The organism is Azorhizobium sp. AG788 (genome assembly GCF_004364705.1).
Classification (GTDB): domain Bacteria; phylum Pseudomonadota; class Alphaproteobacteria; order Rhizobiales; family Xanthobacteraceae; genus Azorhizobium; species Azorhizobium caulinodans.
Genome location: NZ_SOBM01000005.1, coordinates 541,550 through 553,925, shown reverse-complemented (window position 1 = coordinate 553,925; position 12,376 = coordinate 541,550). Strand labels below are relative to the sequence as shown.

Here is a 12,376-nt window from a genome sequence, read left to right as displayed (position 1 = left end):
GCTAAGGTCAGAGCCTGTAGGCTTTCTTGGCGAGCCTGTAGGCGAGGTCGTGGGCGACTTCGTGCGCCTCGTCCTCATCGAGCCGGTGGGTCGTCACCAGTTCGGCGAGATAGGCGCAGTCCACGCGCCGGGCCACGTCGTGCCGGGCGGGAATGGAGGGGAAGGCGCGCGTGTCGTCGTTGAAGCCGACGGTGTTGTAGAAGCCCGCCGTCTCCGTGGTCAGCTCGCGGAAGCGCTTCATGCCCTCCGGCGCATCGAAGAACCACCAGGCCGGGCCGAGGCGCAGCACGGGATAATGGCCGGCGAGCGGGGCGAGTTCGCGCGAGTAGCTCGTCTCATCCAGCGTGAACAGGATGATGGTGAGGTTCTTCTCGTTGCCGAAGCGGTCCAGCAGCGGCTTCAGCGCATGCACATAGTCCGTGCGGCTCGGAATGTCGGCGCCCATGTCGCGGCCGTGGCGGGCGAGGATGCCGCCATTGTGGTTGCGCACGGAGCCGGGGTGGATCTGCATCACCAGCCCGTCATCAACGGACATGCGCGCCATTTCGGTGAGCATCTGGGCGCGGAAGAGTTCCGCATCCTGCGCCGAGACCTCCTGACCGCCGGCCACGCGCTCGAACAGCGCTTCCGCCTCGCCGAGCGAAAGGTCGGCGGTGCGGGCGCTCGGGTGGCCATGGTCGGTGGAGGTGGCGCCATAGCTCTTGAAGAAGGCGCGCCGCTTGCGGTGGGCCTCCAGATAGCCGGTCCAGGAGAAGGTGTCCTCGCCGGTCAGTTCGCCGAAGCGGGTGAGATTGTCGCGGAACCCCTCGAATTCCGGATCGACCACCGGGTCCGGCCGGTAGGCGGTGACGACGCGGCCGGTCCAGCCCGAGTCGCGGATCATCTGGTGCCACTTCAGCTCGTCCAGCGGGCTCTCGGTGGTGGCGATGGCCTCAATGTTGAAGCGCTCGAACAGGGCACGCGGCTTGTAGGCGTCGGTCTCCAGTCGCTCGGCGATGCGGTCGTAGAGGCGGTCCGCATTCTCCGCATTCAGCCGCTCTTCGATGTCGAACAGCGTGGCGAAGGCATGGTCCAGCCAGGAGCGGGTCGGGGTGCCGCGGAAGAGGTGGTAATGGGAGGCAAACAGGCGCCAGATCTTGCGGCCGTCCTGTTCAGTCTCGCCGCCGTCGCGGCGGGGCACGCCCAACTGCTCCAGCGGGATGCCCTGGCTGTAGAGCATGCGGAAGATGTAGTGATCCGGCACCACGAACAGGCGTGCGGGATCCGGGAAATTCTTGTTCTCCGCATACCAGCGCGGGTCGGTGTGGCCGTGGGGCGAGACGATGGGCAGGCCGGCTACCTGTTCATAAAGGCGCCGGGCCACCGCGCGCACGGCGGGGTCGGCGGGAAACAGGCGGTCGGGGTGGATGAGGGGGCTCGCCATGGGCTCAACGTGTCCTTTCCCGGGGCGTTTTTGATGAGGTTTTGCGCGTCGTCTGCCGCGACGCCTTGAGCTCTGCGTCCGCCTCCGCGAGGACCGCTTCGGCCTTCACGCGCCGGGTGCGGGTTCCGTTCGCCTTGGGCGCGCTTGTCGTGCCATTGACGGGCGCGGGCTGAACCGGCGTGCCGTCCGCATGGACGGGCGCGACGGGGGCCTGATCTACGCCCTCGAAATAGCCGGGATGCGCTTTCACCAGCATTCCGACCGAGGGCAGCACCTGATCCAGATGCGCCCGCATGGCGGCCTCGGCCTTGTCCGGATCGCGCGAGGCGATGCCTTCGAAGATGGCCTCGTGGTCCGCCATCACGTCGATACGGCGGCTGGGGGAGGGCAGGGAGAGGATACGGCACCGGTCCACATGGGCCTTCTCCTGTCGCACCACGCGCCAGAGATTGGGGTGCCCGGCGATCTCGGCGATGGCCTGATGGAAGGTCTCGTCCGCCGCGTGGAAGGCGGTGAGGTGCCCTGCCTCGTGAGTGGTGCGCTGCTCGGTGAGGATATTGCGCAGGCGCGTGATCGCGGCCTCGGTGGCGGCGATGGCCGCGCCGCGCACGGCGGCGCGCTCCAGCGCATCGCGGATCACCATGGCGTCGTGCATGGCGGGCACGGAGATGCGCGAAACGAAAGTGCCGTACTGCGGAAAGATATCCACCAGGCGCTCGTCCGCGAGCTTCAGCAGCGCCTCGCGCACCGGCGTGCGGCTGACGCCGCAGGCGAGCGCGATCTGCTTCTCCTGAAGCGCGGATCCGGGGGCGATTTCCATGCCGATGATCTGCTCGCGCAAGGCGGCATGGATGCGCGCGGAGGCTGGAATGGCGCGCACGCGCTTGGCGAGGCCCGTGGCCTCAAGCCCCTCCGTCCACCGCGCAAATGCCGGCTCCGCTGGCACGTTTCCTCGCTCCCACTTGTGATGTTTTGCGATGCTAATATATTAGCATATCAACGCCGTCAACGATAACGCTACGGGAGGTCGACCAATGGATGAGCTGGTTCGCGAAGGGGCTTCGGAGGTGCGCGCCGGCGCTGCTTCGCCGCGCGTTCTGCATCTGGCGGCCTCCGACAATGTGGCCGTGGCGCTCGATGCGCTCGCGCCGGGTGTTGTGGTGTCCGGCATCACGGCGCAGGCGCGCATTCCGCGCGGCCACAAGTTTGCGCTGGTGCCCATCGCCGAGGGCGAGCCGGTGCGCAAGCTGGGCCAGATCATCGGCTTTGCCGCGCGGACCATCGCACCGGGCGACCACGTGCATGAGCACAATGTGGTGCTGCACGATTTCTCCCGCGACTATGCCTTCGCGGTGGACGCCCACGACGATGGCCTTCTGCCGGAGGCCGAGCGGGCGACCTTTCAGGGCTATCGCCGCTCCAACGGCCGCACGGGCACGCGCAATTATCTCGGCATTCTCACGAGCGTGAACTGCTCGGCCTCGGTGGCGCGCTTCGCCGCGCAGGAGCTGGAGCGCTCAGGGGTTCTGGAGCAGTTTCCAGGCATCGACGGCATCGTGCCCATCACCCACGGCACCGGCTGCGGCATGGCCTCCAAGGGCGAGGGATTCGATATCCTGAACCGCACCCTGTGGGGCTATGCGACGCATCCCAATTTCGCTGCCGTGGTGATGGTGGGACTGGGCTGCGAGGTGTTCCAGATCGCCCGCTTCAAGTCCGAATATGGTGTGCAGGAGAGCGATGGCTTCCGCTCGCTGACCATTCAGGACGAGGGCGGCACCCGCAAGACGGTGGAGCATCTGGTGGGCGCGCTCAAGGAGATGCTGCCTGCCGCCGCCGCGCACCGCCGGCAGACGCGCCCGGCCTCCGAACTCATCCTCGCCCTCCAGTGCGGCGGCTCGGACGGCTACAGCGCGCTCACTGCCAATCCGGCGCTCGGCGTCGCCTCCGATCTTCTCGTGCGCAATGGTGGCACGTCCATCCTCTCGGAGACGCCGGAAATCTACGGCGCCGAGCATCTGCTCACCCGCCGCGCGGTAGACCGCGCTGTGGGCGAGAAACTGGTGGCGCGCATCAAATGGTGGGAGGAGTACACCTCGCGCAGCGCGGGCGAGATGAACAACAATCCCTCACCCGGCAACAAGGCGGGCGGTCTCACCACCATTCTGGAGAAGTCGCTGGGCGCGGCAGCAAAGGGCGGCGCCTCGACGCTCCGGGCCGTCTATGAATATGCCGAGCCGGTGACGGAGCACGGCTTCGTCTATATGGACACTCCCGGCTATGATCCCGTGGCTGCCACGGGCCAGGTGGCGGGCGGGGCCAATCTCATCTGCTTCACCACCGGGCGTGGCTCCGCCTTCGGCTGCAAGCCCACCCCTTCGCTCAAGCTCGCCACCAATTCCGACATCTACCGCCGGATGGAAGAGGACATGGACATCAATTGCGGCGATGTCCTCGACGGCGTGACGCTGGAAGAGAAGGGGCGCGAGATCTTCGACAAGATCCTGCGTACCGCTTCCGGCGAGCGCACGAAGTCCGAGGCGCTCGGCTATGGCGATGCGGAATTCGTGCCCTGGCAGGTGGGCGCTGTGATGTGAGGCGTTCCCGGCCTATTCGAACAGGTCGGGATGCTCCTGCGCGACCTTGGGCAAGGCGCGCAGGATCTCGCTCAGGTGACAGCGCATGGCTTCCGCCGCGCCCGCAGGATCGCGGGCGTCCACCGCAACCATGATGGCCCGGTGCTGATCCACCAATGCGGCCATGGTCGCGGCGCTGGTTAGCGTGAGATGGCACGCCCGGTCCATGTGGGCCTTGATGTCGCTGATGGCCTCCCAGGCAAGGCCGCAGCCGGCGCCTTCCGCCAGCGCCACGTGGAACAGTTCATCATAGCGCTGGAAGGTGCCATGGTCGTTGCGTTGCGCCGCCTTGGACTGGAGGTCGATCAGATCGTCGATGCGCGTGCGCTGCGCCGGATCGAAGGCCTCGGCAGCCTTGCGGGCGACGGCGGTCTCGATGGCCTCGCGGACGAACCGCGCTTCCATCATCTTGCGCGTCGAGATCTTCACCACCACGGTGCCGCGCTGGGGCAGGATTTCCACGAGCCGCGTGCGTGCAAGGCCGATGAGTGCCTCCCGCACCGGCTGGCGAGACACGCCATGGCTCGTGGCGATCTCCTGCTCGGACAGGCGCGTGCCCGGCGGCAGCGACATGGAGATGATCGCGCGGCGCAGTTCCGTCTCGATGCGCTGTGCCGCTGATCCCGTCGTCGGCACATTCAGGGCGTCCACGTTCATTCTCCCAGTTGCCAGTTCGTCCATACTACCATACAAGTGTGGGGCCTGCATGCGCTGAATCCGGTTCCGTCGCTCCCGCGCCGTTCCGAGGTACCATATGCGGGCCCAACAAGAACATCATCACTCAGGGAGAACGCCAATGCTGACCCGACGTCATGCGCTTGCGCTGACCGCTGCCTCCGCCGCCTTCGCGGTGGCGCCCTTCACGCGCGCTTCCGCCCAGAGCGTGACGCTGCGTTCCGCAGACATCCACCCCGACGGCTATCCGACCGTGGAGTCGGTGAAGTTCTTCGGGCAGTATCTTCAGGATAAGACCAATGGCCGTGTGAAGGTCCAGGTCTTCAGCTCCGGCCAGCTTGGCCAGGAGAAGGACACGATCGAGCAGACCCGCTTCGGCGTCATCGATCTCAACCGCGTCAACACCGCGCCCTTCAACAATCTGATCCCCGAGACGGCGGTGCTCGGCCTGCCGTTCCTCTTCCGCTCCGTGCAGCACATGTACAGCGTGGTGGACGGCCCCATCGGCGCCGAGATCGGCAAGGCGTTCGAGCCGCACGGCCTCATCGTGCTGGGCTTCTTCGATAGCGGCGCCCGCTCCATGTACAATTCCAAGCGGCCCATCAACACGCTGGCCGACATGAAGGGCATGAAGATCCGCGTGCAGCAGTCGGATCTCTTCATCGCCCTCATCAATGCGCTTGGCGCCAATGCGACCCCCATGCCCTTCGGCGAGCTTTACTCCGCGCTCCAGACCGGGCTCGTGGACGGCGCGGAAAACAACTTCCCCTCCTACGAATCCGTGAAGCACTATGAGGTGGCGAAGTATTTCTCGCTCACCGAGCATTCCATGGCGCCGGAAGTTTTCTGCATGTCAAAGCGCTCATGGGACAAGCTCTCGGCGGACGACCAGAAGCTCTTCCGCGAAGCAGGCAAGGCGGCAACGCTGAAGATGCGCGAACTCTGGGCCAAGCGCGACGCCGAGGCCAAGGAGAAGGTCATCAAGGGGGGCGCCCTCATCAATGAGGTGGACAAACAGCCCTTCATCGACGCCATGAAGCCCGTCTACGACAAGTTCGTCACCTCCGAGAAGATGAAGGACCTGGTCGCGCGCATCAAGGCGACCGCCTGACGGCACAGCGCGGGCGGCCCGGAAGGCGCCGCCCGCTTCGGCCGCCGGCCTGAGGCCGGAGCGGAGATGAAGCCATGACCGATCAGTCCTTGCGAGGGTCCGCCACCATGGGTGCCATGCCCATTTTTGTTCTGCTGCATCGTCTGGTGCGCGGCCTTTCCCGTATCGCGCTCTATGTGTCTGGGCTCGGGCTTCTGCTGATGACCGCCGTGGTGTTCTGGCAGGTGATCGGCAGATATGTGCTCAACGACTCTCCGAGCTGGACTGAGCCTTTTGCCCTTCTGCTCATGAGCTGGTTCATCCTGCTCGGCGCCGCTGTGGGGGTGCGGGAAGGGGATCATCTCGGTTTCGAGATCGGCCTGCATTTTGCCCCGCCGCCCGTCCGGCGCGTCATGGAGATTATCACCCATGTCCTAATCACCGGCTTTGGCGCGGCCATGGCCTGGTATGGATGGGATCTCGCCATGGGCACCTGGAGCGCCAAGATGGCGGGTGTGAACCTTCCTCAGGGCGTGGATTACCTACCGCTGGTGGGGGGCGGCGGTCTGATCGTCCTGTTCTCTCTGGAGCGGCTCCTGCACGATCTCGTCGCGCCGCGCGTCGAGAGCGTCCCGCTGTCCGCACCGCATTCCGTGGACTGAGCGAGAGGGCATTATCATGGCGATTGCAATCCTCTTCGGCGTCTTTGCCTTCCTCCTCCTTCTCGGCACGCCCGTTGCGTTCTGCCTCGGCCTCGCGTCCGTCGCCACGGTGGTCTATCTCGACCTGCCGCCGGTCGTGGTGTTCCAGCAGCTCAATTCGGGCATGAACGCCTTCTCGATGCTGGCCATCCCCTTCTTCATCTTTGCCGGTGATCTGATGATGCGCGGCGGCATCGCCGACCGGCTCATCGGCATGGCCGCATCTCTGGTGGGGCATCTGCGCGGCGGTCTCGGGCAGGTGAATGTGGTGGCCTCCACTCTCTTCGGCGGCATTTCCGGTTCGGCGGTGGCGGATGCCTCGGCCATCGGCGGCATCATGATCCCGCAGATGGAAAAGCGAGGGTATGCCAAGGATTACGCCGTCAACGTCACGGTGAATTCGGCGATCATCGCGCTCATGATCCCGCCGTCCCACAACATGATCATCTATTCACTGGCAGCGGGCGGCGTGATCTCAATCGCCGACCTCTTCACTGCCGGCATTATTCCCGGTCTCCTGCTGGCGGCGGCGATGATGATCACGGCCTACGTCGTCGCGCGTCGACGTGGTTATCCCGCAGGCGTCTTTCCGGGCTGGCATGGGGTTCTGCGCGCGGTGCTCGCGGCACTGCCGGGCATCATGCTCATCGGCATCATCTTCGGCGGCGTGCGCTCGGGTATCTTCACCGCGACCGAGAGTTCCTGCATCGCCGTCATCTACGCCTTGCTGGTGACCCTTCTGGTTTATCGGGAGATGGATTGGAACGGCTTCGTCCATGCTACGCTCGGTGCCGTGCGGACCACTGCGATGGTGCTGCTGGTCATCGGCACCGCCGGGGCTTTCGGCTGGCTGATGGCCTTTCTGCAGGTGCCGAAGACGACCATCGACCTGATGCAGTCGGTCTCCTCCAATCCTTACGTCATCCTGCTGCTGATCAATATCCTGCTGCTCATCCTCGGCACCTTCATGGACATGGCGCCGATGATCATCATCTGCACGCCCATCTTCCTCCCGCTCGTGAAGGCATTCGGTATCGACCCCGTGCACTTTGGCGTCATCCTCATCCTCAATGCGGGGATCGGGCTCAACACGCCGCCGGTGGGCTCGGTGCTGTTCGTGGGCTGTGCGGTGGGCAAGATCTCCATCGGCGAGGCCATGAAGACGATCTGGCCCTTCTTCGGAGCCACGATTTTCGTGCTGATGCTCGTGACCTATGTTCCGGCCATCTCGCTCTGGCTCCCGTCCGTCTTCCGCTGAGCATTCGAGGGCGCGTTTGGCGCCCGTTCTTTCCCCGAAAGGTTTTCATCATGATGATCGACGTGCGCCAGGTCAGCCACCCGGACGCGGTGAGCGGCTATGATACGGCGGCGCTGCGCCAGCATTTCCTCGTCGAGCGGCTGTTCGAGCCGGGCAAGGTGCTGCTGACCTACAGCCATGTGGAACGTTTCGTCATCGGCGGCGCGACGCCCCGGAGCGATGCCCTGAAGCTGGAGAGCGACAAGGCCACCATCGGGTCGCCGAATTTCCTCGACCGGCGCGAGCTGGGTGTCTTCAACATTGGTGGCCCGGGCAAGGTGGTCGCGGACGGGGAGGCCTATGTTCTCGGGCACCGCGACGCGCTCTATGTGGCGCAGGGCACGAAGGATGTGGAATTCCTCTCGGATGATCCCGATGCGCCGGCGAAATTCTATCTGCTCTCGACGCCCGCCCATGCGCGCTACGAGACCAAGGTGGTGAGGATCGCCGAGGCCAAGGCCATGCCGCTCGGCGATCAGGCCACCGCCAACAAACGTACCATCTATCAGATGATCCATCCGGACGTGGTGAAGTCCTGCCAGCTCGTCATGGGCATGACGGAGCTGGCCGAGGGCAATATCTGGAACACCATGCCCTGCCACGTGCATGACCGGCGCTCGGAGGTCTATCTCTATTTCGGTCTGCCGGCGGACGCCCGCGTCGTCCATCTGATGGGCAAGCCGGAGGAGACGCGCCATCTGGTGGTGGCGGACGGTCAGGCCATCATCTCGCCGCCGTGGTCCATCCATTCCGGCGTCGGCACCCGCGCCTACACCTTTATCTGGGGTATGGGCGGCGACAATATCGATTATACGGACATGGACATGGTGGCCATGGACCAGTTGCGGTGAGCGGGATGACCTCTCCTTTTGACCTTTCCGGCAAACGCGCCGTCGTCACCGGCGCCAATACAGGCCTCGGGCAGGCGATCGCGGTGGCCCTTGCTCAGGCGGGTGCCGGCATCGTCGCCGTGGGCCGCTCCGCCATGGACGAGACGGGTGAAGCCGTGCGCGCGGCGGGCGTCGCCTTCACCGAGGTGCGGGCGGATCTCGCGACGCTGGAGCCTATCGGACGCATTGTCGAGGAGGCCTCCGTCGGCGGGCGCGTCGACATCCTCGTCAACAATGCGGGCATCATCCGCCGCGCCGACGCCATCGACTTCACCGAGGCCGATTGGGACGCGGTGATGGATGTGAACCTCAAGAGCACGTTCTTCCTCACCCAGGGGGTGGCGCGGGGCATGCTGGCGGACGGGAGGGGCGGAAAGGTGATCAACATCGCTTCGCTCCTCTCCTTCCAGGGCGGCATCCGCATCCCGTCTTACACGGCGAGCAAGAGCGGGCTGGCTGGCCTCACTCGGCTTCTGGCCTGCGAATGGGCGGGCAAGGGCATCAATGTGAACGCCATCGCGCCCGGCTATTTCGAGACCAACAACACGCAGGCCCTGCGGGAAGACCCCGAGCGCAGTGCCGCCATTCTCGCCCGCATTCCGGCCGGCCACTGGGGCCAACCCTCGGAACTCGGCGGGGCGGCGGTGTTTCTTGCCGCGCGTGCCTCCGATTATGTGCATGGCGTGGTGCTGCCCGTGGATGGCGGCTGGCTGGCCCGATAGAGCAACAGGGAGCGCCCGCGCATCCCGCGGGCGCCGTTCCGGAGAAGAGACATGGCGCAAAAGGGCGACGTCTTCGCATTCGCGGGCGAGACGGAGGTAGAGGTGCTGGACGACATCGTCAGCCGCCAGATCCTCACCTATAACGACGAGATCATGATGGTCCGGGTCATCTTCAAGAAGCCGGGCCCCGGCGGCGTGCCGCACAGCCATCCGCATGTGCAGACCACCAGCGTCGAAAGCGGCGTCTTCGACATCACCATTGACGGCAAGACGGCGCGCCTGAAGGCCGGTGACAGCTTCTACGTGCCCGGCGGCGTGCACCATGGCGCCATCTGCATCGAGCCCGGCGTCCTCGTGGATGTGTTCACGCCGATGCGGCAGGAGTTCGTCGCGGCCTGAGCCAGCCCCACCTGCGGGGACGGCCGTTCAGGGCGTGATCCGGAGGGGCACCGCCACGAGCTGGCGGTTGCGGCCCTTGGGGCCGCCTGCGCCCAGTTCCATGAAGCGGACGAAGACAAGGTCGGCCTGCGGGCCGACGGTGCCGAAGTCGCGGTCCGGACTGTTGTCGTCGATCAGCGTCGGATAGCCGGCGAAGGTGCCGTGGTCATCAAGGCCGTCCCTCAGGGGCTGGGCGAGCAGCAGGCGCGGCGGGGACCAGGTCACCATGTCCTTGGATGTGGTCGTATAAAAGCCGTCCTCGCCGCCGGTCGGGCCGCGCGGGCGCATCTGGAACACCGCGATGAAGGTGCCGCTCGCGGGATGCAGGACCAGCCCCCGGATCGCCGGCAGGCCACGGCCGATGGCAGCGCAGTCGGTGCCCTCGACCTGCCAGCCCGCCGGGCCTTCCTGGGCCATGGGGGCGAAGCCTTCGCCCGTCCACATCTCCCAGCGCCGCACATCGCCGCCCGGCGCGCGCACAAGGCAGTTGCGCGAGCGTTTCCCGTCCGCCTCGCGCCGCCAGACGATGGAATAGAGGTCGCCCTTGTAGGAGACGATGTTGGTGGCCGAGACGAAGCCGGCAGGGTCGCGCACCTGCGGGGTGAAGGGCTGCGGCGGCATCAGTACATGCTGGGGCGGCGGCGCCGTGTAGCTGAAACTGCGCCCGCCATCTTGCGAGGACAGGGCCGCGATCCCGTTGCTCCAGCAGGCTGTCCGCTCCCGTCCGGCGGCGCAGGATTCCCCATGGCGGTAGGGAATGAAGCTGGCGCTGGCCAGAGCGAAGACATGGATGCCATCCGTTGTGTGGAAGGCATGCAGCCAGGTGCGATCGTCCAACTGGCCGGGGTCGGCGCTCTGGCGGGCGGCGAAGCGCACGGTGCAATCGCGGGCGAGATGGCGCAGGTCCGGCCCCTCGAACGCGCGGTTCCGGAAGTTCGGTGCGAACAGCACCATCTGCCCCTGCGCGTTGCGGAACGCGCGGGCGGGGGCATCCGGCAAATCCGACGTATCGCAGGCCTGCATGCGCTGGTCGAAGACGATGAACTCCGGGCCGGCGACCGACAGATCGAGACCCGACGCGGCGGTGCCGCGCAAGATCAGGAGAGCCCCACCGAGCGCCAGCAGCGCCCGGCGAAGCATCGGCAAGAGCCGGCTCACGCGGCGCGTGTCTTCATTCGGCGGCCACCAGTTTGGGCACCGGCCGCTCCAGACGGTGGGCCATCCCGTTCTCTTCCAGAAACGCCTTCAACTCCTTGAAGCGCAGGGCATAGGCCTTCTCGAAGGTGCCGAAGTCCGCTTTGTCCCATGCCTTCTGGAAGGAGAAGCGGTCCATCTGCTTGATGTCGATGGAGGGGATGCCGAGCGTCTGAACGAATTCGCGCGTGCGGGTGTCATAGGTCACGTAGAGCGCGGGCACGCCGTTTGCCAGCGCCAGCAGGTTGCCGTGCAGGCGGAAGCCGGTCACGCCATCCATCTCCTTCAGCCCGGCCTCGAAATCCTGCACCGCCTCGAAGACGGCAAGCTGGGCCTTGTAGAGGTCGATCAGCGGATCCCTGGGGCCATAGAACCAGTTCTCATTGATCAGAGTCTCAATGGCATTCGCCTGCACGTCGCCGGAGTCCTTCAGCATGCCGCGCTCGGCATAGAAGATCTGCTTCTCCTCCAGTTCGCCGGCGCAGAAGATGCGCGTCTTGTACTGCTCGGCCAGCGTACGCAGCATGTAGCGTTGCAGGGTCTGGCTGCCGTGCGTCTTGCGGCGCAGCGTGAAGCCGAGGTTCGAGATGTCGCCGCTGGCGATGCGGTTGATGGAGATGGTGGGCTTGCGGTGGCGGAAGGCGGTCGGGCAGCCGATGATGCGCACCTTGTCGATGCCGATGGACTTCAGCGCCTTCTGCGAGAGCGTGCCGCGGATGGCGATGGAGGTGGAACGGTCGGCCACCAGCTGCAGGAAGCGCTTGGTCGACTCGTTCACATACTCTTCGGAATTGTCCGGCGTCTGCACGCCGATGCCGAAGGCCATGACCGGCACCTTCGTGCGCTCCAGCAGGGCGGTGATGGCGTCCCACTTGCCATTGGTGTTGATGTAGTTCGAGCCGCGCAGGAACAGGAAATCGAGCTGGTTCAGCTTTTCCACGTAAGCGTCGGAGGGAACCGTGTTCTCGCCTGCATAGATGGGCTGCACGTCCGCATAATCGAGGATGCGGAGCGAGGATTCGAACACGAAGCAGTCGCCGATATTGGTGAAAAGCGAGGTCGCCTTTTCCGGATTGCCATAGGTGTGGGTGACCACGCGATCATGATCCATCACCTTGCCGGCGGGCATGAGCACGCCGATGCGGGCGCGGCGGGGGGCGGCTGGAGTGGCAGACATGAATGTCCTCCTCGCGGATCGTGCGATCATTCGTGGGACAGGGCAGCGCGGTCTCTCTGCCTACGCTGGTTTCATTATCTTGCCCGCAGTTTTGCGGCGCGCAATATTAAAAATATACTTTGAAAATCGAAGT

The 12,376-nt window shown here is 65.4% G+C and carries 12 protein-coding genes; 7 read left to right on the top strand and 5 right to left on the bottom strand.

From position 1 onward, the window contains the following. Positions 1 to 7: 7 nt before the first annotated feature. Both uxaC and DFO45_RS15820 read right to left on the bottom strand, forming a co-directional pair. Positions 8 to 1,423 carry a glucuronate isomerase gene (uxaC, locus tag DFO45_RS15825; protein ID WP_133865624.1) on the bottom strand — a complete coding sequence of 472 codons (1,416 nt, stop codon included), beginning with the start codon at positions 1,421 to 1,423 and terminating at the stop codon, positions 8 to 10. 4 nt (positions 1,424 to 1,427) lie between these two features. Next, a complete protein-coding gene (locus DFO45_RS15820; protein WP_245518121.1) occupies positions 1,428 to 2,369 on the bottom strand; it encodes a GntR family transcriptional regulator in 942 nt (313 codons plus the stop codon). An 88-nt stretch (positions 2,370 to 2,457) separates the two neighbouring features. On the opposite strand from DFO45_RS15820, the gene DFO45_RS15815 reads away from it, so the two are divergent. After that, positions 2,458 to 4,020, top strand: coding sequence for an altronate dehydratase family protein (locus tag DFO45_RS15815; RefSeq protein WP_133865623.1), 1,563 nt, complete (start codon positions 2,458 to 2,460; stop codon positions 4,018 to 4,020). A gap of 12 nt (positions 4,021 to 4,032) precedes the next feature. On the opposite strand, the gene DFO45_RS15810 is transcribed toward DFO45_RS15815, so the two are convergent. Continuing rightward, on the bottom strand, positions 4,033 to 4,716 hold the full coding sequence (locus tag DFO45_RS15810) for a GntR family transcriptional regulator (protein ID WP_133865622.1): 684 nt from the start codon (positions 4,714 to 4,716) through the stop codon (positions 4,033 to 4,035). Positions 4,717 to 4,855: 139 nt separating this feature from the next. On the opposite strand from DFO45_RS15810, the gene DFO45_RS15805 reads away from it, so the two are divergent. From DFO45_RS15805 to DFO45_RS15780, 6 genes are all read left to right on the top strand, one after another. Beyond that, positions 4,856 to 5,845 (top strand): TRAP transporter substrate-binding protein, encoded by a 990-nt coding sequence (locus DFO45_RS15805; protein ID WP_043879518.1) that lies wholly within the window; start codon positions 4,856 to 4,858, stop codon positions 5,843 to 5,845. 74 nt (positions 5,846 to 5,919) lie between these two features. Beyond that, positions 5,920 to 6,486, top strand: coding sequence for a TRAP transporter small permease (locus DFO45_RS15800; RefSeq protein WP_245518120.1), 567 nt, complete (start codon positions 5,920 to 5,922; stop codon positions 6,484 to 6,486). 16 nt (positions 6,487 to 6,502) lie between these two features. Further along, complete coding sequence (locus DFO45_RS15795) at positions 6,503 to 7,783, top strand: TRAP transporter large permease (RefSeq protein WP_133865621.1); 1,281 nt, start codon at positions 6,503 to 6,505, stop codon at positions 7,781 to 7,783. 50 nt (positions 7,784 to 7,833) lie between these two features. Next, the gene (kduI, locus tag DFO45_RS15790; RefSeq protein WP_133865620.1) at positions 7,834 to 8,673 is read left to right on the top strand and encodes a 5-dehydro-4-deoxy-D-glucuronate isomerase; all 840 of its coding nucleotides are present in this window, start codon (positions 7,834 to 7,836) and stop codon (positions 8,671 to 8,673) included. Positions 8,674 to 8,678: 5 nt separating this feature from the next. Next, positions 8,679 to 9,434, top strand: coding sequence for a 2-dehydro-3-deoxy-D-gluconate 5-dehydrogenase KduD (gene kduD, locus DFO45_RS15785; RefSeq protein WP_133865619.1), 756 nt, complete (start codon positions 8,679 to 8,681; stop codon positions 9,432 to 9,434). Between the two features lie 51 nt (positions 9,435 to 9,485). Then, on the top strand, positions 9,486 to 9,833 hold the full coding sequence (locus DFO45_RS15780) for a cupin domain-containing protein (protein WP_012171856.1): 348 nt from the start codon (positions 9,486 to 9,488) through the stop codon (positions 9,831 to 9,833). Between the two features lie 27 nt (positions 9,834 to 9,860). Here DFO45_RS15780 and DFO45_RS15775 read toward each other — a convergent pair whose 3' ends face one another. Together DFO45_RS15775 and DFO45_RS15770 are read right to left on the bottom strand one after the other, a co-directional pair. Beyond that, positions 9,861 to 11,018, bottom strand: coding sequence for a hypothetical protein (locus tag DFO45_RS15775; protein WP_133865618.1), 1,158 nt, complete (start codon positions 11,016 to 11,018; stop codon positions 9,861 to 9,863). A 25-nt stretch (positions 11,019 to 11,043) separates the two neighbouring features. After that, positions 11,044 to 12,243, bottom strand: a complete 1,200-nt coding sequence (locus DFO45_RS15770) for a polysaccharide pyruvyl transferase family protein (protein ID WP_208299806.1) — start codon at positions 12,241 to 12,243, stop codon at positions 11,044 to 11,046. Between the last annotated feature and the right edge of the window lie 133 nt (positions 12,244 to 12,376).

Excerpts from the sequence above, each read along its gene's own strand:
- uxaC (WP_133865624.1), bottom strand. The coding sequence starts at position 1,423 with ATGGCGAGCCCCCTCATCCACCCCGACCGCCTGTTTCCCGCCGACCCC.
- DFO45_RS15815 (WP_133865623.1), top strand. The coding sequence starts at position 2,458 with ATGGATGAGCTGGTTCGCGAAGGGGCTTCGGAGGTGCGCGCCGGCGCT.
- DFO45_RS15810 (WP_133865622.1), bottom strand. The coding sequence starts at position 4,716 with ATGAACGTGGACGCCCTGAATGTGCCGACGACGGGATCAGCGGCACAG.
- DFO45_RS15805 (WP_043879518.1), top strand. The coding sequence starts at position 4,856 with ATGCTGACCCGACGTCATGCGCTTGCGCTGACCGCTGCCTCCGCCGCC.
- DFO45_RS15800 (WP_245518120.1), top strand. The coding sequence starts at position 5,920 with ATGACCGATCAGTCCTTGCGAGGGTCCGCCACCATGGGTGCCATGCCC.
- DFO45_RS15795 (WP_133865621.1), top strand. The coding sequence starts at position 6,503 with ATGGCGATTGCAATCCTCTTCGGCGTCTTTGCCTTCCTCCTCCTTCTC.
- kduI (WP_133865620.1), top strand. The coding sequence starts at position 7,834 with ATGATGATCGACGTGCGCCAGGTCAGCCACCCGGACGCGGTGAGCGGC.
- kduD (WP_133865619.1), top strand. The coding sequence starts at position 8,679 with ATGACCTCTCCTTTTGACCTTTCCGGCAAACGCGCCGTCGTCACCGGC.
- DFO45_RS15780 (WP_012171856.1), top strand. The coding sequence starts at position 9,486 with ATGGCGCAAAAGGGCGACGTCTTCGCATTCGCGGGCGAGACGGAGGTA.
- DFO45_RS15770 (WP_208299806.1), bottom strand. The coding sequence starts at position 12,243 with ATGTCTGCCACTCCAGCCGCCCCCCGCCGCGCCCGCATCGGCGTGCTC.